Annotated in this window: 21 protein-coding genes and 1 tRNA gene; 16 read left to right on the top strand and 6 right to left on the bottom strand. The window is 70.8% G+C overall.

Features of this window, described 5'->3' with window-relative positions; genetic code table 11:
- Positions 1 to 3: 3 nt before the first annotated feature.
- The 5 genes from ACIREE_RS10145 (at position 4) to ACIREE_RS10125 (ending at position 5143) form a co-directional block, all read left to right on the top strand.
- Positions 4 to 987 (top strand): ABC transporter permease, encoded by a 984-nt coding sequence (locus tag ACIREE_RS10145; protein ID WP_404148980.1) that lies wholly within the window; start codon positions 4 to 6, stop codon positions 985 to 987.
- 143 nt (positions 988 to 1130) lie between these two features.
- Positions 1131 to 1964 (top strand): ABC transporter permease, encoded by an 834-nt coding sequence (locus tag ACIREE_RS10140; RefSeq protein WP_404148977.1) that lies wholly within the window; start codon positions 1131 to 1133, stop codon positions 1962 to 1964.
- Positions 1957 to 2937 carry an ABC transporter ATP-binding protein gene (locus ACIREE_RS10135; RefSeq protein WP_404148975.1) on the top strand — a complete coding sequence of 327 codons (981 nt, stop codon included), beginning with the start codon at positions 1957 to 1959 and terminating at the stop codon, positions 2935 to 2937. The genes ACIREE_RS10140 and ACIREE_RS10135 overlap by 8 nt, the downstream gene beginning before the upstream one ends.
- Positions 2934 to 3923 carry an ABC transporter ATP-binding protein gene (locus ACIREE_RS10130; protein WP_404148973.1) on the top strand — a complete coding sequence of 330 codons (990 nt, stop codon included), beginning with the start codon at positions 2934 to 2936 and terminating at the stop codon, positions 3921 to 3923. Before ACIREE_RS10135 ends, ACIREE_RS10130 begins: the two co-directional genes overlap by 4 nt.
- Positions 3920 to 5143 (top strand): ROK family protein, encoded by a 1224-nt coding sequence (locus ACIREE_RS10125; RefSeq protein WP_404148971.1) that lies wholly within the window; start codon positions 3920 to 3922, stop codon positions 5141 to 5143. Before ACIREE_RS10130 ends, ACIREE_RS10125 begins: the two co-directional genes overlap by 4 nt.
- A 17-nt stretch (positions 5144 to 5160) precedes the next feature.
- On the opposite strand, the gene ACIREE_RS10120 is transcribed toward ACIREE_RS10125, so the two are convergent.
- Positions 5161 to 5245, bottom strand: a tRNA-Leu gene (locus tag ACIREE_RS10120).
- A 193-nt stretch (positions 5246 to 5438) separates the two neighbouring features.
- Here ACIREE_RS10120 and ACIREE_RS10115 point away from each other — a divergent pair.
- The 3 genes from ACIREE_RS10115 (at position 5439) to ACIREE_RS10105 (ending at position 8150) form a co-directional block, all read left to right on the top strand.
- Positions 5439 to 6764: a M20/M25/M40 family metallo-hydrolase gene (locus tag ACIREE_RS10115; protein ID WP_404148969.1), complete on the top strand. Its 1326-nt coding sequence runs from the start codon at positions 5439 to 5441 to the stop codon at positions 6762 to 6764.
- A gap of 162 nt (positions 6765 to 6926) precedes the next feature.
- Positions 6927 to 7160, top strand: coding sequence for a chaplin ChpH (chpH, locus tag ACIREE_RS10110; protein ID WP_404148966.1), 234 nt, complete (start codon positions 6927 to 6929; stop codon positions 7158 to 7160).
- A gap of 150 nt (positions 7161 to 7310) precedes the next feature.
- Positions 7311 to 8150, top strand: a complete 840-nt coding sequence (locus tag ACIREE_RS10105) for a chaplin (protein WP_404148964.1) — start codon at positions 7311 to 7313, stop codon at positions 8148 to 8150.
- Between the two features lie 94 nt (positions 8151 to 8244).
- On the opposite strand, the gene ACIREE_RS10100 is transcribed toward ACIREE_RS10105, so the two are convergent.
- Entirely contained in the window at positions 8245 to 8433 is a 189-nt protein-coding gene (locus ACIREE_RS10100) for a DUF5703 family protein (RefSeq protein ID WP_111666225.1), read from the bottom strand.
- Positions 8434 to 8480: 47 nt separating this feature from the next.
- Between ACIREE_RS10100 and ACIREE_RS10095 the strand changes: the two genes are divergently transcribed.
- Entirely contained in the window at positions 8481 to 9239 is a 759-nt protein-coding gene (locus tag ACIREE_RS10095) for a hypothetical protein (protein ID WP_404148961.1), read from the top strand.
- 58 nt (positions 9240 to 9297) lie between these two features.
- Here the strand turns inward: ACIREE_RS10095 and ACIREE_RS10090 are convergent, their stop codons facing one another.
- Both ACIREE_RS10090 and ACIREE_RS10085 read right to left on the bottom strand, forming a co-directional pair.
- Positions 9298 to 11544, bottom strand: coding sequence for a helix-hairpin-helix domain-containing protein (locus tag ACIREE_RS10090; RefSeq protein ID WP_404148958.1), 2247 nt, complete (start codon positions 11542 to 11544; stop codon positions 9298 to 9300).
- Positions 11541 to 12524, bottom strand: coding sequence for an aldo/keto reductase (locus tag ACIREE_RS10085; protein ID WP_404148956.1), 984 nt, complete (start codon positions 12522 to 12524; stop codon positions 11541 to 11543). The genes ACIREE_RS10090 and ACIREE_RS10085 overlap by 4 nt, the downstream gene beginning before the upstream one ends.
- Before the next feature lie 143 nt (positions 12525 to 12667).
- Between ACIREE_RS10085 and ACIREE_RS10080 the strand changes: the two genes are divergently transcribed.
- Entirely contained in the window at positions 12668 to 13723 is a 1056-nt protein-coding gene (locus tag ACIREE_RS10080) for an LLM class F420-dependent oxidoreductase (RefSeq protein WP_404148953.1), read from the top strand.
- 236 nt (positions 13724 to 13959) lie between these two features.
- Entirely contained in the window at positions 13960 to 14748 is a 789-nt protein-coding gene (locus tag ACIREE_RS10075; RefSeq protein WP_404148951.1) for a ferritin-like domain-containing protein, read from the top strand.
- Between the two features lie 6 nt (positions 14749 to 14754).
- Here the strand turns inward: ACIREE_RS10075 and corA are convergent, their stop codons facing one another.
- Positions 14755 to 15756 (bottom strand): magnesium/cobalt transporter CorA, encoded by a 1002-nt coding sequence (gene corA, locus ACIREE_RS10070; RefSeq protein WP_404148948.1) that lies wholly within the window; start codon positions 15754 to 15756, stop codon positions 14755 to 14757.
- 62 nt (positions 15757 to 15818) lie between these two features.
- On the opposite strand from corA, the gene ACIREE_RS10065 reads away from it, so the two are divergent.
- The 5 genes from ACIREE_RS10065 (at position 15819) to ACIREE_RS10045 (ending at position 22696) form a co-directional block, all read left to right on the top strand.
- Positions 15819 to 16505, top strand: a complete 687-nt coding sequence (locus tag ACIREE_RS10065; RefSeq protein ID WP_404148946.1) for a histidine phosphatase family protein — start codon at positions 15819 to 15821, stop codon at positions 16503 to 16505.
- Positions 16506 to 16607: 102 nt separating this feature from the next.
- The gene (locus ACIREE_RS10060; RefSeq protein WP_404148943.1) at positions 16608 to 17198 is read left to right on the top strand and encodes a DUF3090 domain-containing protein; all 591 of its coding nucleotides are present in this window, start codon (positions 16608 to 16610) and stop codon (positions 17196 to 17198) included.
- Positions 17162 to 18070 (top strand): SCO1664 family protein, encoded by a 909-nt coding sequence (locus ACIREE_RS10055; protein ID WP_404148941.1) that lies wholly within the window; start codon positions 17162 to 17164, stop codon positions 18068 to 18070. The genes ACIREE_RS10060 and ACIREE_RS10055 overlap by 37 nt, the downstream gene beginning before the upstream one ends.
- A gap of 168 nt (positions 18071 to 18238) precedes the next feature.
- Positions 18239 to 19468 carry a cysteine--1-D-myo-inosityl 2-amino-2-deoxy-alpha-D-glucopyranoside ligase gene (gene mshC, locus ACIREE_RS10050; protein WP_404148939.1) on the top strand — a complete coding sequence of 410 codons (1230 nt, stop codon included), beginning with the start codon at positions 18239 to 18241 and terminating at the stop codon, positions 19466 to 19468.
- A 159-nt stretch (positions 19469 to 19627) separates the two neighbouring features.
- Entirely contained in the window at positions 19628 to 22696 is a 3069-nt protein-coding gene (locus ACIREE_RS10045) for an NPCBM/NEW2 domain-containing protein (RefSeq protein ID WP_404148936.1), read from the top strand.
- A gap of 128 nt (positions 22697 to 22824) precedes the next feature.
- Here the strand turns inward: ACIREE_RS10045 and ACIREE_RS10040 are convergent, their stop codons facing one another.
- On the bottom strand, positions 22825 to 23520 hold the full coding sequence (locus tag ACIREE_RS10040) for a hypothetical protein (RefSeq protein WP_404148934.1): 696 nt from the start codon (positions 23518 to 23520) through the stop codon (positions 22825 to 22827).

Here is a 23520-nt window from a genome sequence, read left to right as displayed (position 1 = left end):
GTCGTGCGCTTCATCCTGCGCCGCCTCGGCTTCTTCCTCCTCACGCTCTGGGCGGCCCTCACCCTGAACTTCTTCATCCCGCGCTTCATGCCGGGCGACCCGGTCGACGCCCTCACGGTGCGCACCCGCGGCAGGGTCTCCCGCGACGCCCTCGAACAGATGCTGACGTCGTTCGGCTTCAAACCGGACCAGAACGTCGCGGTCCAGTACGTCGACTATCTCGGCCACATGTTCACCGGGAACTGGGGCCGCTCCATCGGCCAGACCCTCGGCGAGCCGGTCACGAAACTGATCGGCGGCGCACTGCCCTGGACCCTCGGCCTGGTCGGCGTCACCACCGTCCTCGCCTTCGTGCTCGGCACGCTCATCGGCACGGTCTCGGGCTGGCGCCGCGGCGGCACCCTGGACGCGATCCTCCCGCCGATCTTCGTCGTCACCTCCGCGCTGCCGTACTTCTGGGTGGGCCTGCTGCTGATCCTGGTCTTCTCGCAGGGCACCGGAGGCTTCCTCCCGGCCAACTTCAACTACGACACATCGATCGTGCCGGGCTTCTCACCGGGCTTCGTCGGCAGCGTCCTGTCCCACGCGGTCCTCCCGGCGGCCACGCTGCTCATCACCACGATCGGCGGCTGGATCCTGACCATGCGCAACAACATGATCACCACGCTGGCCGAGGACTACGTCCGCATGGCCCGCGCCAAAGGCCTCGGCAACCGCCGCATCATGTACGCCTACGCCGCCCGCAACGCGGTCCTGCCCAACCTCGCCGGCTTCGCCATGTCCCTCGGCTTCGTCATCTCGGGCGCGATCCTCATCGAGTACGTCTTCAACTACCCCGGAGTCGGCTACCTCCTCTACAACGCGGTCCAGAACGTCGACTACCCGCTGATGCAGGCCCTGTTCATGCTGTTCACGGTGGCGGTCCTCCTGGCGCTCCTCGCGGTGGACATAGCAACGGTCTGGCTGGACCCAAGGGCGCGCTCATGACAAATCCACCCCACCAGCCAACCATTCAAGCCCCTCCGGCGATTGAGGAGCGGGGTCCGGGGCAGAGCCCCGGGGCTCAGCCAATTCGCCGACCCCCCTCTCAAGCGGCCCTCTGGCGAGCAATCCGAGGCAACCGCAAAGCAATGACAGGCACGGCGATCCTCCTCCTGTTCACCCTGATCGCCGCGTTCCCAGGCCTCTTCACCTCCGTACACCACCCCGAAGAGGCAACCTTCCCCCCACGCCTCAGCCCCTCCACCGCCCACCTCCTGGGCACCACAGCCCTGGGCCAGGACATCTACTCCCAGCTCATCTACGGCACCCGCGAATCACTGGTCATCGCCATCGTCGCGGGAGCGCTGGCCACCGTCCTGTCAGTGATCATCGGCGTCTCCGCCGCCTACCTCGGCGGCATCACCGACGACCTGCTCTCCCTGCTGACGAACGTCGTCCTCGTCATCCCGGCGTTCCCGCTCGTCATCATCCTCGCCAAGTACGCCGGCAAGGGCTCCCTCACCGTGATCCTCGCCGTCCTCGTCCTCACCGGCTGGTCCTACGGCGCCAACCAGATGCGCGTCCAGGCGCTGTCCCTGCGCAACCGGGACTTCCTCGCCTCGGCGCGGGTGCGCGGTGAGCGGCGCTCGTACATCATCGTCCGCGAGCTCCTGCCGACGATGACCTCCCTGATCGTCGCCAACTTCCTTGGCGCGGCCCTCTATTCGGTGCTGAGCGCCGCCGGACTCCAGTTCCTCGGTCTGGGCGACCCGAGCTCGCAGAGCTGGGGCACGATGCTCTACTGGGCCCAGAACCAGCAGGCCCTGCAGACGGGCACCCCGCTGTGGTCGATCGCCCCCGGCCTCTGTGTCGCCCTGCTCGGCGTCTCGTTCGCCCTCGTCAACTACGCCTTCGACGAGATCGGCAACCCCGCCCTGCGTCCCGTACGCCGTCGCGAGCGAAGGAGGCGCGGACGTGCCTGACCCGCTGCTCACCGTCACCGACCTCACGGTCGTGTACGACACCGCTCGCGGTCCGGTGACCGCCGTCGACCATGCCGAATTCACTGTGCGGCAAGGAGAGTTCACCGCGGTCGTCGGTGAGTCCGGCTGCGGCAAGTCGACCCTCATGTTCGCCGTCACGGGTCTGCTCAACGCACCCGCCCGGATCGCCGGCGGCGCCGTCCGCTTCCGCGGCGAGAACCTCGTCACCCTCAGCGAACGCGAACTCAACGCCCTGCGCTGGCGTGACTTCTCCGTCGTCCTGCAGAGCGCCATGAACGCCCTCAACCCGGTGGCCACTCTCGCCGCCCAGTACAAGGACGCCATGGCCGCACACGGCACGTACACGAAAGAGGAGATCCGCGCCCGCTCGGCCGAAGTCCTCGACCTCGTCGGTATCGACCCGGTTCATCTGCGCAGCTACCCGCACCAGTTGTCCGGCGGTATGCGCCAACGCGCCATGATCGCGATGGCGTTGCTGCTCACCCCCGACCTCGTCGTCATGGACGAACCGACCTCCGCGCTCGACGTCGTCGCCCAGCGCTCGCTCATGGTCCAGATCAAGGAACTGCAGCAACTCCTCGGCTTCGCCGTCGTGTTCGTCACCCACGACATGTCCCTCGTGAGCCACTTCTCCGACCAGCTCCTCGTCATGTACGCGGGCCAGGTCGTCGAAGCGGGCCCCACCCGCACCGTCTTCGACCACCCCTCCCACCCCTACAGCCGCGGCCTGCTCGAAGCGTTCCCCTCGATCCGCGGCCCCCGCGTGCCCCTCAAGGGCATCCCCGGCAGCCCGCCCGACCTCGCCGCACCCCCCGCCGGCTGCCGCTTCCACCCGCGCTGTCCCCTCGTCCACGATCCCTGCCGCGACACCGAACCGGCCCTGTACGACATCGGCACGGCCCGCGCCCGCTGCCTGCTGCACGCCCCGGCCGCCGAGGAGGTCACCTCATGAACGGCCCGCTCCTCGAAACCTCCGGCCTCACCCGTCACTTCAAGATCGGCACCGGACTGACCCGCCGCGTCCTGCACGCCGTCGACGACGTCGACCTCACCATCGGCGAACGCGAGATCGTCGCCCTCGTCGGTGAGAGCGGCAGCGGCAAGTCGACGCTCGCCCGCCTCGTCGCCCAGGTCCACCGCCCGACCCGCGGCGAAATCCGGTACCAGGGACAGCCGTTGACCGCGCAGCGCGGCCGCAGGGCCAAGCTCGCGTACCGGGGCGACGTACCGATGGTCTTCCAGGACCCGTTCGCCTCCCTCAACCCCGCCTACCGCGTCGCGCACGGCATCCTGCGCGGCCTGAAACTCCACCGCCCCGACCTCACCTCCGCGCAGCGGCGGACGGAGGCCGAGCGGGTCGTCGACGCCGTCGGGCTGACCCCCGCCACCGACGTCCTGTCCCGCTTCCCCCACGAACTCTCCGGCGGCCAGCGCCAGCGCATCGGCTTCGCCCAGGCCCTCGCCCACCGCCCGAAACTGATCCTCGCCGACGAGCCCGTCTCCATGCTCGATGTCTCCATCCGCATCGGCCTCCTCAACGTCATGGCCGACCTGCGCGCCACCGAGGGCGTCTCGATCCTCTACATCACCCACGACATCGCGAGCGCCCGCTACCTCTCCGACCGCATCGCCGTCATGTACGGCGGCCATGTCGTCGAGACCGGCCCCACCGAGGACGTGCTCGCCGCGCCCCGCCACCCCTACACCGACCTGCTCCTGTCCGCCGTCCCCGACCCGCGCGCCCCCCTCGACGTCGACGCGGCCGCCGCGAAGACCGACCCCCCGGTCGTCATCGACCCCACCCCCAGCTGCCGCTTCCGCAACCGCTGCCCCCTCGCCGTCGACCTCTGCCACCACCGCACGCCGACCCTTCAACCGGTCGGCCCGGACCACACGGCCGCCTGCCACGTCACCGCACCCGCCGAGGGCGCCCGGTGACCACACCGCCGTGGAACCGCCGGCTCCTGCGCAGCAACAACGAATGGCTGCTCCTGGAACGATTACGGCTCGAAGGCCCCGCATCCCGGGCCCAACTCGCCCGCGACAGCGGCCTGTCCAAGCCCACCGTCTCCTCCGCCCTCGCCGCCCTGGAACGGGCAGGCCTGGTCCGCGAGGCCGGCACCCACACCACGGGCCGCGGCCGCGTCGCCGTCCTGTACGAGCCCGACCCGCACGCGGGCCACGTCCTCGGCATCGACATCGGCCGCGGCCGCCTGCGCACCGCCCTCGCCGACCTCTCCGGCAGGATCGTCTCCCGCACCGAGGTACGCAACCGCGGCCGCGGCGCCACCTCGGTCGCCGACGCCGCCGTGGCCTGCGCCGAACAGACCCTCGCCGAAGCCGAGTTGACACCCGCAGACATCGTGCACGCCGCCGTCGGCACCCCCGGCGTCCTCGACCGTCACACCGGCCGCGTCCGCTACGCCGTCAACCTGCCCGGCTGGGGCCGCCCCGGCCTCGTCGAGCGGATGCGCGCCCGCCTCGGCACCCCGCTCTCCGTCCACAACGACGCCAACCTCGCGGCCCTCGGCGAGTACACCGCGGGCGCGGGCGTGGACAGCCGCCTCTTTGTCTACGTCCTGATCGGCACCGGTCTCGGCATGGGCGTCGTCGCCGACGGCGAACTCTTCCTGGGCGCGCACGGCGCCGCCGGCGAGATCGGCTTCCTGCCCCTGGACGGCGTACCGGAATCGGGCAGCGCGCCCCGCCGCGGGATGCTGGAGGACGCGGTCTCCGCCGACGCCGTGGTGCGCGCCGCCCGCACCCTCGGCATGACCGGGCCGCTCACCGCCAAGCGCGTCTTCGACGCCGCCCGCGCCGGCGACCGGGCCGCCCTCGCGGCCGTCCGCCAGGAAGGCGAACGCCTCGCCCTCGCCGTCGCCTCCGTCACCGCCGTGCTCGACCCCGACCTGGTGGTACTCGGCGGGGGAGTGGGCCGCGGCGCCGACCTCCTGCTGACCACCGTGTCCGAGACCCTGCACCGCCTCACCCCGCTGCGCCCCCGCGTCGAGGCCAGCACGACGGGTGACGACGCGGTCCTCCTCGGCGCCCTCGCCACGGCCCTGCGGGTGGCCCGACCGCTGGTTTTCGACCGGCGCACCGCGGTGGCGCAAGGCGGGGGCACAAGGCAGGGGCACAAACAAAAAGACCCCAGATGAACTGGGGTCTTTCGCTGTGTCCGAGGGGGGACTTGAACCCCCACGCCCGATAAAGGGCACTAGCACCTCAAGCTAGCGCGTCTGCCATTCCGCCACCCGGACAAGGTGTCTGCCGCTTGTGCGGGGCGTTCCCCGCGGCGACACGGAGAACATTACCAGGGATTACGAGTGCTTCGATCACGCCGCCGGACCGGCCGCCGGGCCTGTGAACGGCACGTGACGAGGGTGGCCCGGCCTTGGGTGGAGGCCGCACAAGAGAGAGGATGAGGGGGATCCACAGGGAGAGAGGAACAACGTGAGCGAGTCGAGCACGGGCAGGGCCGTCTCCGGACAGGACGAGGTCGTCGACCTCTGCCGTGAACTGATCCAGATCGACACCAGCAACTACGGCGACCACTCGGGCCCGGGCGAACGCAAGGCCGCCGAGTACGTCGCGGAGAAGCTCGCCGAGGTCGGCCTCGAGCCGAAGATCTTCGAGTCCCACCCGGGCCGTGCCTCCACGGTCGCCCGCATCGAGGGCGAGGACCGCTCGCGGCCCGCGCTGCTCATTCACGGGCACACCGACGTCGTCCCGGCCAACGCGGCGGACTGGACCCACCACCCCTTCTCCGGTGAGGTCGCCGACGGGTGCGTATGGGGCCGCGGCGCCGTCGACATGAAGGACATGGACGCGATGACCCTCGCGGTCGTCCGCGACCGGCTGCGCACCGGCCGCAAGCCTCCGCGCGACATCGTCCTGGCCTTCCTCGCCGACGAGGAGGCCGGCGGCACGTACGGCGCCCGGCACCTCGTCGACCACCACCCCGATCTGTTCGACGGGGTCACCGAGGCGATCAGCGAGGTCGGCGGCTTCTCGTTCACGGTGAGCGAGCAGCGCCGGCTGTACCTGGTGCAGACCGCCGAGAAGGGCATGCACTGGATGAAGCTCTCCGTGGCCGGCACCGCCGGTCACGGTTCGATGATCCACCGGGACAACGCGATCACCGAACTCTCCGAGGCGGTCGCCCGGCTCGGCCGCCACAAGTTCCCCGTACGCGTCACGAAGACCACCCGCGCCTTCCTCGACGAGCTCGGCGACGCACTGGGCACCGAGCTCGACCCCGAGGACATGGAGTCGACGCTGGCCCGGCTCGGCGGCATCGCCAAGCTCATCGGCGCCACGCTGAGCAACACCGCCAACCCCACGCAGCTGGGCGCCGGTTACAAGGTGAACGTCATCCCCGGCGAGGCCACCGCTCACGTGGACGGGCGGTTCCTGCCCGGCCACGAGGAGGAGTTCCTCACCGACCTCGACCGCATTCTCGGCCCCAAGGTCAAGCGCACGGACGTGCACGGTGACAAGGCCGTCGAGACCACCTTCGACGGGGCGCTCGTCGAGGCCATGAAGTCCTCCATCGTCGCCGAGGACCCGATCGGCAAGGCCATCCCGTACATGCTCTCCGGTGGCACCGACGCCAAGTCCTTCGACGACCTCGGTATCCGCGGCTTCGGCTTCGCGCCGCTGCAGCTGCCGCCCGAACTGGACTTCGCCGGCATGTTCCACGGTGTCGACGAGCGCGTCCCGGTCGACGGACTCAAGTTCGGCGTCCGGGTGCTCGACCGGTTCATCGACGCGTCCTGAGGAACGGCTCGCGTCAACACCATGTGATAGCAACAATCGTCCGTACGTGCGTACTTGCCTGAAAAGAGTGAAAGGAACCATAGGCTCGTAGCCTCATAACTTTCTCCTCGTTACAGGGAGTGCAGTCCGCGGCTGGGACTGCATTGCCAACTAGGAGGAATAATGATCAAGAAGATCGTCGCCGCTGCGGTTGCCACCGGTGGTCTCGTACTCGCGGGTGCGGGCATGGCTGCTGCCGACGCCGGTGCCCAGGGCGCCGCTGTGGGCTCCCCGGGCGTGCTGTCGGGCAACGTTATCCAGGCGCCCATCCACGTCCCGGTGAACGTCTGCGGCAACACGGTCTCCGTGATCGGGCTGCTGAACCCCGCCTTCGGCAACACCTGCATCAACAAGTGACGTTGTTGTGCCTCACCCCTTGAGGGTCTGAGTCCGTCGGCCCCGGAGCGCGCGCCATGCGTTCCGGGGCCGATTGGGCATTCGGTGCGGGCGCGTTCCGGCCTGTGCCATTCGGTAGTGCTTGGGCAATGTTCTAAGGCAGGAAAAGCTATGCGACAGGTCACCCGCAAAGGCCTGATCACCGTGGCGGCGGCGAGCGGTGTGCTCGCGGTCACAGGCGGCTACGCGCACGCCGACTCCGGCGCGCACGGAAGCGCGTCGAACTCGCCGGGCGTCGTGTCCGGCAACTCGGTCCAGGCCCCCGTGCACGTGCCGCTCAACTTGTGCGGCAACACGGTCAACGTCATCGGGCTGCTCAATCCGGCGGCGGGCAACAGCTGCGCCAACACCTCGCACGGCGGCAGCGGCTCGCACAAGCCGTCCGGCGGTGGGTCGAAGGCCGGCGGGCACACGAGCGGCTCGCCGGGCGTCGGCTCGGGCAACCACGTGCAGGCGCCGGTCGACGTGCCGGTCAACGCGTGCGGCAACACGGTCTCCGTGATCGGTCTCGGCAACGCGGCCACCGGCGACGACTGCGCGAACCCCGGCGGCGGGCACCACACCACGCCGCCCGGCAAGCCGCACCAGCCGCCGTCGAAGCCGCACCACCCGGGCCACCCCGGCCATCCCGGTCACCCGGGCCACCCCGGAAACCCGGGACACCCCGGAAACCCGGGACACCCCGGAACTCCGGGACACCCCGGAACTCCGGGACACCCCGGCACTCCGGACGAGCCGGGCACTCCGTCGACCCGGGGCGGGCACTTCGTCGGCCAGCTGGGCACGAGCACCCCCAACAAGCCGGACACGCAGAGCGTCAGCCGGCCCACGGGTGAGTCCCAGCTCGCGATGACCGGCAGCTCGCTGCCGCTCGGCGTGACCATCCCGCTCGGCGCGGGTGCGCTGCTCGCGGGCGCGGTGCTCTACCGCCGCGCGAAGGCGACCGCGTAACGGGCTCGACGGACAGGGTGGACACCACGAACGGAGCGGGCCCCGCGCTGGCGGGGCCCGCTCCGTTTCCGTCGGCCCGTCCGTCGGGTTCAGGTCACCATGTGGCCCGTACCTGACGGATGATCCGCCGGCGCAGCCGCACGCGGCGACTGCCGTCGCGGCGCAGACTCAGTCGGTCCAACTCCCAGTGTCCGTACTCGGCATGGTCCGTCAGCAGACGCGTCGCATCCTTGCGGGAGACCCCGCGCGGTACGTACACGTCGACAAATTCGTATTCCGGCATCGCATCTATTGTGCGGGCAGTGGCCCGGTACGGATAGCGTCTGCACTATGTCTGATGCTGCGCAGCCCACAGCTGCCGAGGTACGCGCCGCCGCCGAGGCGGTCAAGGCTGCGCTCGACCGCCACCTGGCGGCTGTCGAGCGCAGGTCGGGAGAGGACGACCCGGCCGTCTATGAAGCGTTCAACGAGCTCGCCGCCGCGGCCGAGGAGTACGACGAGCTCCTCTACGACCGCTACGACGAGGTCACCCCCTTCGAGATCCCCGGCGGCGAGGACTCACTGCCGCCGTACACCGGTCCCGAGGAGCCGAACGCGCTGAGCGTGCTGATCCGGCGCGACTACGCCGTGGTGGAGCCGCAGCGTCTTCTCGCCCAGGCAGGACGTGTCGCCGACCTCGATGGCGACCCGGACATCGACACCGAGTCCGCCACCGGAGCGGGCAGCAGCGTCCATGCCGCGCTCGGCGTCCTCTTCGGCGAGTTCGAACCCGACGAAATCGCCTCACGGCACAAGGAGTTCGGCCTGGAGGAGGGCGACTCCACGCTCTGGGTCATGGCCGCGGACGAACCGGCGGAGCCGGGCGAATGGCTGGAGACCCCGTTCGACCAGGCCGATCCCCAGCGGGTGGTGTGCCGCTTCGACGTGAGCGCGGTCTTCGACGACGACGACGTGGACCCGGACGATGTCGATCCCGACTACGTGGATCCCGATGACGTGGACCCGGACGACGTGGACGTGGTCGACGGCGTGGGGGACGTGGAGGGCGTAGAGATCGACGAGGCACTGGAGGACGCCGACCGCCGGTGACCGTCCCGGCGTGACCGCCCCCCTCCCGGCGCAGGCCGGCCGGGGGCGGTCACCTCGATCAGGCGCCGGGCACCTGCGCCCGGACCAGACTCTGCAACCGGGTGGTCCGCGGCTTCGCCGGCACCTCCGCGACAGCCCGCGGCAGCGCCGCGTCGGCCCCGTGCACGATCGACAGATGCCGCTCCCCGCGCCCGAACGCGGAGTACACCCAGGGCCGGCTCAACGCCTGCGTCGCATCGCCGGGCAGTACCACCACGGCCGCCGGCCAGCGCAGGCCCACGGCCTGGTGCCCGGTGACCGCCCAGCCGTGCCGCACGGCCCGCTCCACCTGATCCTTCGGTACGAGGACGGGCTCGCCGTCGCACTCCAGGCGCAGCCCCTCCGCGTCGGCGCCGAGCACCCGGCCGGGCCTGACCCGCCCGGGCGTCGGCACGTACACCACACGGTCGCCGGCGTCGAAGCCCCCGAACCGCCCGGGGCCGGGGTTGAGCCGCTCCTTCAGCGCCGCGTTCAACGCCCGCGTACCGGCCGCACCGCCGTGCCCGGGGGTGATCACCTGGGTCTCCTCGGCCGGAACACCGATCGCCCGCGGCACCGAGTCGGCGACGAGCTGCACGGTGCGGTGGATCGCCTCGGCCGCGTCCCGCACCGGCACGATCACGACCTCCTTGCCGGGCGCCTCCACCTGGTTCAGCTCACCGATGCCGATCCCGGAGACCAGCTCACCGATCGGCCCGAAGTCCGGGACACGGGAAGAGACGCGGGGGCAGATCCCCGCCGCCAGGAGATCCGCGAACACCCGCCCGGGGCCCGCCGACCACAAGGTCCCGGGGTCCCCGCTGAGCAGGAGGCCGGACCCGTCGGCGAGCAGCTCGACGAGCATCGCGGCGTCGTCCACGTCCAGCTGGGGGGCGTCCAGGACGACGAGCAGGTCGACGGCGATCGCCCCGTCGGCGTCCCGGCCGGGCCCCTCCGTCTGCGTGAGCAGTCCCGCGACCGTCGCGGTGGCGGTCTCCGGGGCGGGCTCGGGGCTCTCGGCACCGAGCTGCTGCGCGGCCCGGCGCCGCCCGTCCGCACTGTGCGCGACGACGCACACCCGAAGGCCGAGCCGGACGGCGGCAGACGCCGCGGCGACCGGCTCCGCGCGGGCGGCCTCGCCACCGGTGTGCAGGACGAGCCGGCGCGCGCCGACGGCGCGGATCAGCTCGGCCGCCGTGCCCTTCACGGCTGCGGCCGCGTCCTTCCAGCCCCCGCCGAGCGACTCGCCGCCGAGCGGTCCGCCCTCCTTGGGCCCGGAGTTGATCAACCGGGCGATGCCGTCGGCCAGGCTCTCCTCGGCGAGCGAGGTCCGCTCGAGTCCGACCAGGACGCGGACCGGGCGCTCGACCTCCGCATCCTCCTCGCCCTCGGCGGGCTCGGGCTCCGGCGCGGGCGCGTCGTCGAGGGCGTCCTGGAAGAGCAGCGCGTCCCCCTCCGTGACGGAGCTCTGCACGGCGGCGTCCGGGTCCGGCACGCCGCGCTTGCCGAGCGCCTCGACGAGTACGGGCAGGTCGAGAGCGGTGTGCCCGGCCACAGCCGCCTGTTCGAGCAGCCAGAGGGTGACGGCACGGCCGCGCCGCTCGTCGTCCGGCGCGCACTCCGCGCCGAGCAGCGCCCGCGCGAACCCGTCGGCCTGCTCCGGCCGGACACCTGGCAGGCGCAGCAACTGCCAGGGGTCCTCCCGGAGTTGATCGTCGGCGCCCTCGCCCAGGGTCCGGGCGGCCGCCGCGGCGAGGGTGTCGGGTGCCCCGCCCTCGACGAGCACGGCCCGCACCGCGCCCACGGTCTCGGCGTCGGGTCCCGCGTCCTGGGCGGGCACGACGGGCTCCGGCCTGCGCGCCGGCTCGGGCACGACGACCCGGCGCGGCCCGCGCTCCGGCTCGGCGAACACGGTGGTGGCGGGCTTCTCCCCGCTCTCCACGGCACGTACGGCGGCCAGGAGATCGGCGGCCTTCCCGCTCAGCTTCGTCCCGGCGACGACCGGGCCGTCCTTGGCGGCCTTCCGCTCCGCGATCCGCTCGCGAAGAGCCCGCTGAGCGGCGATCTCCGCCTCGGCCTCGGACGGTTGCGCGGCCTCTTTCTGCTCGGTCCCGGCGGCCTCCGCACCCTCCGCGGTCGCCGCCCCCTCTGCACCCTCCGCGACCTCTTCGCCGTCCGCGACAGCGACCTCGGTCGCCGGGCCTCGGTCCTCGGCGAGCGGCTCGTCCGGCCCGGCGTCGGGGCGCACCCCGGACTCGTCCTCCGCGGCAGCGGACTCCGTACTCACAACGTGCTCCAGTCCTGATCGGGATAGCGGTGCACGGGCGCCGACACGTCGTCGAGCGCCTGGCAGATCTCGTCAGGAAGACTAAGCGCCTCCACTGACAATGCGGCCGTGAGCTGCCGCGCGTTGCGCGCGCCGACGATCGGCGCGGCCACCCCCGGCCGGTCCCGCACCCAGGCGAGAGCGACCTGCAGCGGCGTCACCGAGAGTCCGTCCGCCGCTATGGAGACCGCCTCCACGATGTGCCCGGCCGCCTCGTCGAGATACGGAGCGACGAACGGCGCCATGTGGTCGGAGCCGCCGCGCGAGTCCGCGGGCGTGCCGGAGCGGTACTTCCCCGTGAGGACGCCCCGGCCCAGCGGCGAGGACGGCAACAGGCCGATGCCCAGGTCGAGCGCGGCCGGCAGTACCTCTCGCTCGATACCGCGCTGCAGCAGCGAGTACTCCATCTGCGTACTGGCCAGACGCGTGCGCACGCCAGGCGCCGCGAGCTGCCAGGTGCCCGCCTTGGCCAGCTGCCACCCGCAGAAGTTCGAGACGCCCGCATACCGTGCGCGGCCGCTGCTGACCGCGATGTCGAGCGCCTGGAGCGTCTCCTCCAGCGGGGTCCCGGCGTCGTACGCGTGGATCTGCCACAGGTCGACGTAGTCCGTGCCGAGCCGGGCCAGCGAGGCGTCGAGGGCGGAGAGCAGATGGCCGCGCGAGCCGTCGAAGCGCCGGTCCGGGTCGGGCACGCTGCCCGCCTTGGTGGAGATGACCAGGTCTCGCCGTGGCACGAGGCCCTCGACGAGCCGCCCCAACAGGTACTCGGACTCCCCGTCCCCGTACACATCGGCCGTGTCGACGAGGGTGCCGCCCGCTTCCCAGAAGGATTTCAACAGGTCGGCGGCGTCGTGCTCGTCGGTGTCCCGACCCCACGTGAGAGTGCCGAGTCCGATCCGGGACACGCGCAGGCCGGTGCGGCCGAGATGCCTCTGCTCCATGGGCGCTGAGATTACTGGCCGAAGGTCATGATGGGGGCCCCTGTGGATAACTACGGTCCTGCCCATCGCGCTAGGGTGCCCGGCAAGAGACGTTACCGATGGGTAAGCCAGCGGATCCGCACGGCGTTAAGGGGATGTGGTCAATGAAGCTCGGCATCAATCTCGGGTACTGGGGCGCGGGCATGGACGCGGACAACCTGGCCGTCGCGAAGGAGGCCGACCGGCTCGGCTACGCGGTGTGCTGGGCCGCCGAGGCGTACGGCTCCGACGCCGCCACCGTCCTCGCGTTCGTCGCCGCGCAGACCGAGCGCATCGACGTCGGCTCGGCCATCTTCCAGATTCCCGCCCGCCAGCCCACGATGACGGCGATGACGGCATCGACCCTCGACTCGCTCTCCGGCGGCCGCTTCCGCCTCGGCCTCGGCGTCTCCGGACCGCAGGTCTCCGAGGGCTGGTACGGCGTCAAGTTCGACAAGCCGCTGGCGCGCACGCGCGAGTACGTCGAGATCGTCCGCAAGGCGATGAGCCGCGAGCGGGTCTCCTACGACGGCGCGCACTGGACGCTCCCGCTGCCGGACGGGCCGGGCAAGCCGCTCAAGCTGACCCTGCACCCGCAGCGCGAGCACATCCCGCTCTACATCGCGGCGATCGGGCCGAAGAACCTGGAGCAGACCGGCGAGATCGCCGACGGCGCCCTGCTGATCTTCCCGGCGGCCGAGCACCTGGAGGAGACCGCTATCGCGCCGCTGCGCGCGGGCCGCGAGAAGGCCGGCAAGACGATGGAGGGCTTCGACGTCTGCCCGACGCTGCCGCTCGCCGTGGGCGCCGACAAGGACGTGGCCGCCCTCGCGGACTTCTTCCGCCCCTACACCGCCCTCTACGTGGGCGGCATGGGCAGCCCCAAGCAGAACTTCTACAACCGGCTCGCGCGGAGCATGGGATACGAGAAGGAAGCCGCCGAGATCCAGGAGAAGTACCTGGGCGGCGACAAGGAGGGCGCGGCCGCGGCCGTCCCGCACCAGCTCATCGACTCCACGACGCTGCTCGGTTCCGTGGACCGGATCGCCGACCGGATGCAGGCTTACGCCGCCGCAGGTGTCACCACGCTGACGATCAATCCGGCCGGCTTCACGCTCGACGAGCGGGTGGCCGCGCTCCGGGCGGGCACAGAGGCGCTGGAGCGGGCCGGGCTGGCGTAACACGAGACGCGGGACGCACGATTCTGCGGCCGTGGTGGGGGCTCGGGGGGTCTTCCCCGCCACGGCCGTCACGGAGAACAACGCGTCATCGTGCGCACGGTTACGCCTTCGTCCGACACTCCGTCTCCTCCGTTCGGCCGAGTTGTACAGCACAGCTGTTGCCCCTCTTCGCGCACCGCATTTGACTCGTCTTTTGCGGAACACCGGATGCGGTGCGCAGGCATGGAGGTACCACGATGCTGTCGGCCAGGAGCCTGTTCCAGGAGATCATCGACAACGACGAGTCGTTCCGGCTGTTCTGCTCGATCGCCGCAGGCGGTGAGTCCCAGGGCGGCTGGGAGAACGGGCGGATCGCCGCGCTCGTCCCCGAGAGCGAGCGAGCGCTCGCGCCCAAGGTGGCGCGGCACGGCGCCGACGAGGACAAGCACGGCCGCATTTTCAACGCCCTGATGAAGAAGCGCGGCCTGCGACCGGTGCCCGTCCCGCACGAGACCGACTACACGATGCTGCTGGAGAAGCACGGCATCGGCCTCGCGCACGAGCAACTCGAGCGGGACGAGCCGCTCTCCGTGCAGGACATGGTCACCTACCTCGCGCACAGCCGTGTCACCGAACAGCGGGCCTCCGAGCAGATGGACCTGCTGCGCAAACACTTCGCCGATCACCCGGATCTCGGCCGCGCGGTGAAGATGATCTCCCACGACGAGGACAACCACCTCGCCTACTGCCACGAGGAACTGCTCCGCTTCGCGTACGCGGGCCACGGCCGCACCATTCAGCGGATCCTGCGCGAGTGCGCCCTGGCGGAGATCGCCGTCTACAGGGACGTCAGTCTGGCCGTCATGGGCCACATGGGCCGCATCCTGGGGTGGCCGAAGACGAAATCGGCCGTGCTCGCCGCCGGGATCCACACCGTGTACGCCTACGAACGGGCCGGCGGCTGGCGGCGCATGGTGTCCCTGACGATGCCGCGGCGGCGGAACGCCCTCGGCGGCCGGGTGACCACCTCGGTGGAGTTCGTCTGACCCGCGCTACAGCCAGCCGCGCCTCTTGAACAGCCGGTACAGGCCCAGCTCCAGGACGGCCATCAGCACGATCACCGCGGGGTACGACCACACCCAGTGCAACTCGGGCATGTGGTCGAAGTTCATGCCGTAGATGCCCGCGATCATCGTGGGCACCGCGGCCATCGCCGCCCACGCCGAGATCTTGCGCATGTCGTCGTTCTGCCGCACGCTCATCTGCGCCAGGTGCGCGGACAGGATGTCCGACACCAGCCGGTCCAGACTGTCCACGGACTCGTTGACCCGCGTCAGGTGGTCGTTCACGTCGCGGAAGAACGGCTTCGCGCCCTCGTTCACGAACGCCACCCGCGCCAGGCCCCAGGGGCCCGCGCCGGAGAGCCGGTCGAGCGGCAGGGCCAGCGGGCCGGTGGCGCGGCGGAATTCGAGGACCTGCCGTTTGAAGGTGTAGATCCGGGACGCGGTGTCCCGCGAGCCCCCGCGATCGGGGGAGAAGACCTCCGCCTCCAGCTCCTCCAGGTCGATCTGCAGCTCGTTCGCGACCTCCAGGTAGTGGTCGACGGTGGCATCCGCGATCGAGTAGAGGACCGCCGTCGGCCCCTGCTTCAGTAACTCCTGATCGGCCTCCAGGCGCTGCCGTACCGCCTTCAGGGGCGCACCTTCGCCGTGCCGCACCGTCACCACGAACGAGTCGCCCAGGAACAGCATCAGCTCTCCCGTGGACACCTTGTCGCTCCGCGGCTCGTACACGACCGGTTTGAGGACCACGAAGAGCGAGTCGTCGTAGACCTCCAGCTTGGGCCGCTGATGCGCCTTCAAGGCGTCCTCGACGGCCAGCGGATGCAGCCCGAACTCGTGGCTGACCAGGTCGAACTCGTCCTGGCTCGCCTCGTGCAGGCCGATCCACACGAACGCGTCACCCGTCGACCGCGCGGTATCGAGGGCGTCGGAGAAGTCGGAAGGGCCCTCGGTACGGCGCCCGTCCCGGTAGATGGCACAGTCGACGATCATGAGACGCATTCTCCCCAGGGGGCGACAGGGGTGCACTCCCGCGTGCGCTTAGGCTGGCCCGCATGCCCACGCTGATCCTCGTCCGGCACGGACGCTCCACCGCCAACACCGCGGGTCTGCTCGCCGGGTGGACCCCCGGTGTGGCCCTCGACGAGCGCGGCGCCGCGCAGGCCGCCGCCCTGCCCGCTCGCCTCGCGGACCTGCCCCTCGCGCAGATCGTCGTCAGTCCGCTGCAGCGCTGCCAGGAGACCCTCGCGCCGCTCATCGCCGCGCGGCCCGACGTGCCGGTGAGCGCCGAGGAGCGCATCGGCGAGTGCGACTACGGCGACTGGTCGGGCCGCAAGCTGGCCGAGCTGACCGACGAACCGCTCATGCAGGTCGTGCAGCAGCACCCGACCGCCGCCGCGTTCCCCGGCGGGGAATCGATGCGGCAGATGCAGCACCGGGCCGCCGAAGCGGTGCGGGAGTGGAACGCGCGCGTGGAGCGCGAGTACGGCACGGATGCCGTCTATCTGATGTGCTCGCACGGCGACATCATCAAGTCCCTGGTGGCGGACGCTCTCGGACTGCATCTTGACCTCTTTCAGCGCATCTCCGTAGAGCCTTGTTCCATCACAGCGATCCGTTACACACGGCTGCGCCCTTTTCTCGTACGTCTCGGAGACACGGGCGACTTCGCGTCCCTGGCGCCGCGCGAGGAGCCCGGGGAGGCGGACGCACCTGTCGGAGGCGGTGCGGGCGCACCGTGATCGTCGGCCGCAGTAGGGTGAGGCAGCCGTAAGTACGGTCGGGTCCGGTCGTTCCACGGCCGAACCCTGCCAGTCGAAACTCAGATCCCATGGAGACAGGACGTGTCCCGTCAGGTGTACCTCTACGACCCTCCGGAGCGGTTCGTGGCCGGTACGGTCGGGCTCCCCGGGCGCCGCACCTTCTTCCTGCAGGCCTCGGCAGGAACCCGGGTCACCAGTGTGGCGCTGGAGAAGACGCAGGTGGCCGCGCTCGCCGAGCGCATGGACGAACTCCTTGACGAGGTCGTCCGGCGCAGCGGAGGCAACGCGCCGGTGCCCGCCGTGATGCCGGGCGAGACTTCCGACAACGCGCCTTTGAACGCGCCCGTCGACGAGGAGTTCCGCGTCGGCACCATGGCGCTCGCCTGGGACGGCGACGAAGAGCGCATGATCGTCGAGGCGCAGGCCCTGGTCGAGCTGGATGCCGAATCCGACGAAGACCTGGCCGACGCAGAGGAAAGGCTTCTCCAGGACGAGGAGAACGGTCCGCCGATGCTCCGGGTGCGCCTCACCGGGGTGCAGGCCCGCGCCTTCGCCAAGCGGGCCCTCGACGTGGTGAACGCGGGCCGCCCGCCGTGCCCGCTGTGCAGTCTGCCGCTCGACCCGGAGGGACACGTATGCCCGCGCCAGAACGGATACCGGCGCGACGCGTGAGCGACCGGGACCTCGCGCTCCTCGCCCGGGGAGAGCTGCGCGTACAGGGACAGATCCGCGACGCCTCGAACGCCGTCCTGCTGTGCACGGTCACGTACGAGGGCCGTGAGGCCCGCTGCGTCTACAAACCGGTGCGCGGCGAGCGGCCCCTGTGGGACTTCCCCGACGGGACGCTCGCGCAGCGCGAGGTCGCCGCGTACGAGGTCTGCGAGGCGCTCGGCTGGGGCCTGGTGCCGCCGACCGTGCTGCGCGACGGCCCGTACGGCGAGGGCATGTGCCAGCTGTGGATCGACGGCCCCGCCGAGGCCGCCGTGTCTTCCGAGGCCGCAGAGGCCGCAGAGGACGCAGAGGACATGGAGACCGCAGAGGACGCAGAGGACCCGGTGACCGGCCGGCTGTTGGCTCTCGTCGACGCCGAGGAGCCTGCGGAGGGCTGGAAGGCCATCGGCTTCGCCGAGGTCGAGGAGGGGCGCACGGCGCTGCTCGTGCACGCCGACGACCCTCGGTTGCGCCGGCTCGCCGTGCTCGACGCGGTGATCAACAACGGCGATCGCAAGGGCGGGCATCTCCTCGTCGACCCCGAGGGCCGGCTGTACGGCATCGACCACGGGGTGACCTTCAACGTCGAGGACAAGCTGCGCACGCTGCTGTGGGGCTGGGCCGGTGAGCCGCTGACCGACGAGGCCGCCGACGCGCTGGAGGGGCTGCGGGAGCGGCTGCGGGACGGCGAGCCGCTGGCCGTCCGGCTCGGCGAGCTGATCACCGGGGCCGAGCTCGAAGCCGTACGGGAACGGGTGGCGGCCCTGCTGAAGACCGGCCGGCACCGGGAGCCGAGCGGCGAGTGGCCCGCGATTCCGTGGCCGCCCATCTGACCTGCGGCTCGGTCGTGGTCGATGGCGGCTGTGACGCGATCCGGCCAGGGGCGTCGTACAGCGGGGTCCTCGCCTAGCGGGTGTGCCGCGGGTGCGCAAGAGGGCCTCGTCGGCCAGTTGCGCCGGTCCGGTTCGTATCCGGAAGCGCCGTCCGGTTACGCTCAAGGCATGCATGCCTGGCCCGCTTCTGATGTCCCCGCCCTGCCTGGCAAGGGCCGCGACCTTCGGATCCACGACACCGCGACCGATGGGCTCGTCACACTCGACCCCGGTCCCGTCGCCCGTATCTACGTCTGCGGCATCACGCCGTACGACGCCACCCACATGGGTCACGCGGCGACCTACAACGCGTTCGACCTCGTGCAGCGCGTGTGGCTCGACACCAAGCGGCAGGTTCACTATGTCCAGAACGTGACGGACGTCGACGACCCGCTGCTCGAGCGGGCCGTGCGCGACGGCATCGACTGGTCCGGCCTCGCCGAGCGCGAGACCGCCCTGTTCCGCGAGGACATGACCGCCCTGCGGATGCTGCCGCCGCAGCACTACATAGGCGCCGTCGAGGCCATACCCGGCATCGTGCCGCTCGTCGAGCGGCTCCGTGATTCCGGTGCCGCCTATGAGCTCGACGGCGACGTCTACTTCTCCGTCGAGGCCGACCCGCACTTCGGTTCCGTCTCGAACCTCGACGCCGAGGCGATGCGGCTGCTCTCCGCCGAGCGCGGCGGCGACCCGGACCGCGCGGGCAAGAAGAACCCGCTCGACCCGATGCTGTGGATGGCCGCGCGCGACGGCGAGCCCAGCTGGGACGGCGGCTCACTGGGCCAGGGCCGTCCCGGTTGGCACATCGAATGTGTCGCCATCGCCCTCGACCACCTCGGCATGGGCTTCGACGTCCAGGGCGGGGGATCCGATCTGGCCTTTCCGCACCACGAGATGGGCGCCTCGCACGCCCAGGCGCTGACCGGCGAGTTCCCGATGGCCAAGGCGTACGTACACGCCGGGATGGTCGGGCTCGACGGCGAGAAGATGTCCAAGTCCAAGGGCAATCTGGTCTTCGTCTCGACGCTGCGGCGCGACGGCGTCGACCCGGCCGCGATCCGCCTCGCGCTCCTCTCGCACCACTACCGGGCCGACTGGCAGTGGACGGACCAGGTCCTCTCGGACGCGGTCGCCCGTCTCGGACGGTGGCGGGCAGCGGTGTCGCGGCCCGACGGGCCGTCGGCGCAGGCACTCGTCGAGGAGATCCGGGAGGCGTTGTCGAACGACCTCGACGCTCCCGCTGCGCTGGCTGCCGTTGATCGTTGGGCCGAGGCACAGTCCGAAAGCGGCGGTACGGATGACGGCGCACCGGGCGTCGTTTCCCGGGCCGTCGACGCGCTGCTCGGGGTCGCTCTCTAGGCCCCATATCACCCGTCTGTGAACAGCCCTTCCGGGGCGAGAAGTCGAGGTCACGGGGCTCCGCCCCGGGCCCCGCTCCCCTCGAACGCCGGAGGGGCTGTTTCATGTGGCTGGCGCCGCCCTCTAGGCGCGTGCTCGTTTCTGCGCTAAACACTGCTCATGCAATCAGCATCGAGCACGTCCAGACGTCTCAGATCGTTGATCACCGTCGCCCTGCTCGGCCTCGCGGCCGCTTTCGCCGGGCCCGGACTCGCGCAGGCGGATCCGTCCGGCACGGTCGGCGAGGTCACCGGGTTCCACCCCGACGGGTCCCGCTACACGTTCGACGCGGGGAACGCCGAGGCGCGCGTCAGTTTCGTCTCGAGCGAGAGCTTCCGCATCGAGCTGGCCCCGGACGGCACGTTCACCGACCCGGCCGGTGACGACATCGTCCTGCCCCAGGGCCGCCCGCCCGCGACCCGCTGGAAGGACAAGGGCGACCGCTACGAGCTGAGCAGCAGCAAGGTCACCCTGCGCGCCTACAAGTCCCCGCTGCGCTTCGCCCTGTTCCGGCACGACGGCACCCAGGTCTGGGCCGAGAGCGCGCCGATCAGCTGGACCGCCGACAGCACGACGCAGACCCTCGGCCGCGGCAGCGAAGAGCAGTTCTACGGCGCCGGCATGCAGAACGGGCGCGGCAACACCTCGCTGCGCGGCCGGACCGTCGAGGCCGAGGTCGACTACAACTGGGACGACGGGGGCCACCCCAACTCCGTCCCGTTCTACCTCCCCTCGGCCGGATACGGCGTCTTCCGGAACACCTATGCCCCCAACACGTACACCTTCGGCGAACCCGTCACGGCAGCCGCCAAGGAACGCCGCTTCGACGCGTACTACTTCGCGGGCAGCGGCTCCGACAGCGCCAAGGACGTCATCGGGCAGTACACGAAGCTGACCGGCAAGCCCTTCCTGCCGCCGGTCTACGGCCTCGAAGTCGGCGACGCCGACTGCTACTTGCACAACGCCAACCGCGGTGAGCGGCACACCCTCGACGCCCTGAAGATCTCCGACCAGTACGTCGAGAACGACATGCCCCTGGGCTGGATGCTCGTCAACGACGGATACGGCTGCGGGCACGAGAACCTTGCCGAGACGGCCAAGGGCCTGCAGGCCGACAAGACGCAGCTAGGACTATGGACCGAGGACGGCATCGACAAGATCGCCGACCAGGTCAAGGCCGGACAGCGCGTCGCCAAGCTCGACGTCGCCTGGGTCGGCGCGGGATACAAGTTCGCGCTCGACGGCTGCAAGGCCGCCTACCAGGGCATCGAGGACAACTCCGACGCACGCGGCTTCACCTGGGCCCCCGAGAGCTGGGCGGGCGCGCAGCGCTGCGGTGTCCAGTGGTCGGGCGACCAGTCCGGATCCTGGGACTACATCCGCTGGCAGATTCCGACCTACGCGGGCGCCACGATGTCCGGGCTCGCCTACACGACGGGCGACGTGGACGGCATCTTCGGGGGCAGCCCCAAGACGTACGTACGCGATCTGCAGTGGAAGTCGCTGCTGCCCGTGACCATGACGATGGACGGCTGGGCGGCCAGTGACAAGCAGCCGTTCCGGCAGGGCGAGCCGTACACGACCATCAACCGGAAGTACCTCAAGCTGCACGAGTCGCTGCTGCCCTACCTGTACGCGTACGCGCATGAGGCGACGGACACGGGTGTGGGAGCCGTGCGGCCGCTCGCGCTCGAGTACCCGGACGACCCGAAGGCCGCGACCGACGCGGCCAAGTACGAGTTCCTGACCGGCGAGGACTTCCTCGTCGCACCGGTCTACAAGGACAGCGCCGTACGGGACGGGATCTATCTGCCGAAAGGCACCTGGACCGACTACTGGACCGGCCGCGTCTACCAGGGACCGACCACGATCGACGGGTACAGCGCCCCGCTCGACACCCTCCCGCTGTTCGTGAAGGGCGGGGCCGCCGTGCCGATGTGGCCCGGCATCCGCTCGTACGCCGACCGCACCGCCGGCTCCCCGCTCGCCTGGGACATCTACCCGCAGGGCAGGTCCTCCTTCCAGCTGTACGAGGACGACGGCGTGACGCGCGCGCACCGCGACGGCGCCTTCGCGACCCAGCAGGCCGAGGTCGACGCGCCGAAGGCCGGCGCCGGAGACGTGCGGGTACGGATCGGGGCCGGTCGGGGGGAGTTCAAGGGGAAGCAGGGCGCGCGGCCCTACTCCTTCACCGTGCACACCGCCGACGCGCCGAGCCACGTCCGGCTCGATGGCCGGAAGATGACCCGGGCCGCGTCCAGGAGCGCGTACGAGAAGGCCACGAGCGGCTGGTTCTACGACCGCGACGACCGCGGCGGCGTCGTACTCGTGAAGACCGGAAAGCTGTCGACCCGGCACGCCTTCACGCTCGACCTGCGTGACACGGCCGCGGTGGGCGGTGCCGTGCCGGGCGCCGCCGCCGCGGTGAGCGCACCGGTGGAGCAGGAGGTGGGCGCGGGCGTCGGCGGGAAGGTCGCCGTCGATGTCACCGCGGGCACCAAGGACGCCACGGACGTCTCCGTGGCCCTGGGCGTGCCCGACGGGTGGCGGGCCGATGACGCCGTGACCGTCGGCCGCGTCCCGGCCGGCACCACTCGGCGCGTGGAGCTCGCCGTCACTCCCGCCAAGGACGCGGCCCCGGGGGAGCAGGCGCTGACCGCGACGACCCGATACCGCGCGGCCGGTCAACAGCGCGTCGCACAGGGGCACTTCGGGGTGAGCGTGATGCCGGAGCCGCCCACGGGGAACGCCTGGGCGAGTGATCTGGCATGGCTGACGTCGGCCAACGGATACGGGCCCGCCGAACGCGACCGCAGCAACGGCGAGTCCGGCGCCACCGACGGCCACCCCCTGACCCTCGCCGGGAAGACGTACGACAAGGGCATCGGCGTGCACGCCGACTCCGACATCGAGGTCTATCTCGGGGGCCGGTGCAGTCGGCTGACCGCCGACGTCGGGATCGACGACGAGATCAACGGATATGGGGAGGTCGCCTTCTCCGTCGAGGCCGATGGCGCGGTGCTGTGGACGTCGCCGAAGGTGACGGGCGCCTCGGCGGCCGTGCCGGTGGACGTGGACGTGTCCGGCGCGCGGCACGTCCGGCTCAAGGTGACCGACACGAACGGGTCGAAGACCGGGGATCACGGGGACTGGGCCGCCGCCGCGTTCACGTGTGCGGGCGAGGGCTGACACAGGAGAGGGGCGCCTCCTCCCTGCGGAGGAAGCGCCCCTCGGTTTACCTGTTCTGATCGGATCCTGCGATCAGCTGGTGCCGATCGAATGGTGCCGGTCGGATTGCGCTGGTCGGATTGCGCTGGTCAGATCTTGCGCACGTGGATGCTGCGCAGGATCTGCTGTGAGTTGGAGTCCCAGATGCCGACGACCTGGTGGCCGAACGCGAAGGCTTCCTGGACCTGGTCGTGGGTCTGCGGGTTGGGGTTGGCGAAGATCCTGAACTGACCCTGGATGCGCAGCGCGATGAGGCTGGGCTGGCCGGGCAGCGGCTGCACCACGTCGATGTACGCGTCCGCGACGCCGGCCTGCAGCACCTGCTGCTGGACTTGCTGCTGAGCGTGCTGCACCGCGATCTGGGCGATCTGGTGGAGATGCTGCTGCACCTGCTGCTCGACCTGCTGCTGCTGGCCCTGGCCCTGCTGCTGACCCTGCTGCTGGCCCATCTGCTGCTGCTGGCCGAGCTGCTGGATCAGGCCCTGGAAGGGCTGCTGCTGGGCGAGCTGCTGCAACTGCTCGAGCGAGCCGCCCATCCCCATCGGCTGCTGCTGGCCGAAGCCCTGCTGGCCGAACGGGGACTGCTGCTGCTGGCCGTAGCCCTGCTGGCCGAACGGCGACTGCTGCTGCTGGCCCTGCTGACCGAAGGGCGACTGCTGACCGAACGGCGACTGCTGGCCGTAGCCCTGCTGGCCGAACGGGGACTGCTGCTGCTGGTGCTGCTGGTAGGGCGAGGTGCTCGGGAACTGCTGCCCCTGCTGGCTCATTTGGGGGGTGATGCTCAT

This window comes from Streptomyces sp. NPDC102467 (assembly GCF_044765445.1).
In the GTDB taxonomy this organism is placed as follows: Bacteria; Actinomycetota; Actinomycetes; order Streptomycetales; family Streptomycetaceae; genus Streptomyces.
This window is presented reverse-complemented; position numbering and strand designations above follow the sequence as displayed.